The 358-nt window shown below is 43.6% G+C and carries 1 pseudogene; it reads left to right on the top strand.

The window, feature by feature from the left end:
- Positions 1-358 (top strand): annotated as a pseudogene (locus NI462_RS14995) (ISNCY family transposase); the annotation flags it as partial.

Consider the following 358-nt stretch of genomic DNA (forward strand, 5'->3'; position numbering starts at 1 on the left):
CCTGGCTACCCTGCTTCATTGAGCAGTTCAATCAGAAGTTCGCCAAGATGGCTTTTAATCCTAAGGATCTACATCGGCCTATCACTGAAACAGCCGAAGAATTAGATGATATTTTTACTTGGCGTGAACCCCGCAGAGTCACGAATAGCCTGACGATTACTTATGATAAATGCGTATATCTCCTGGAAAACACCGAAGAAAATCAAAGGTTGATCGGTAAGTATCTTGAGTTCCTGGAATACCCGGATGGTACTGTAGCCCTCATGCATGATGGCCGAAAGATCAATTACAGCCTCTTCGATAAATTAAGTCAGCTGAATCAGCGAGAGATTGTTGAGAATAAACGGTTGGGTGCTGT

Source organism: Acinetobacter lwoffii, assembly GCF_024129715.1.
Taxonomy (GTDB): domain Bacteria; phylum Pseudomonadota; class Gammaproteobacteria; order Pseudomonadales; family Moraxellaceae; genus Acinetobacter; species Acinetobacter lwoffii_U.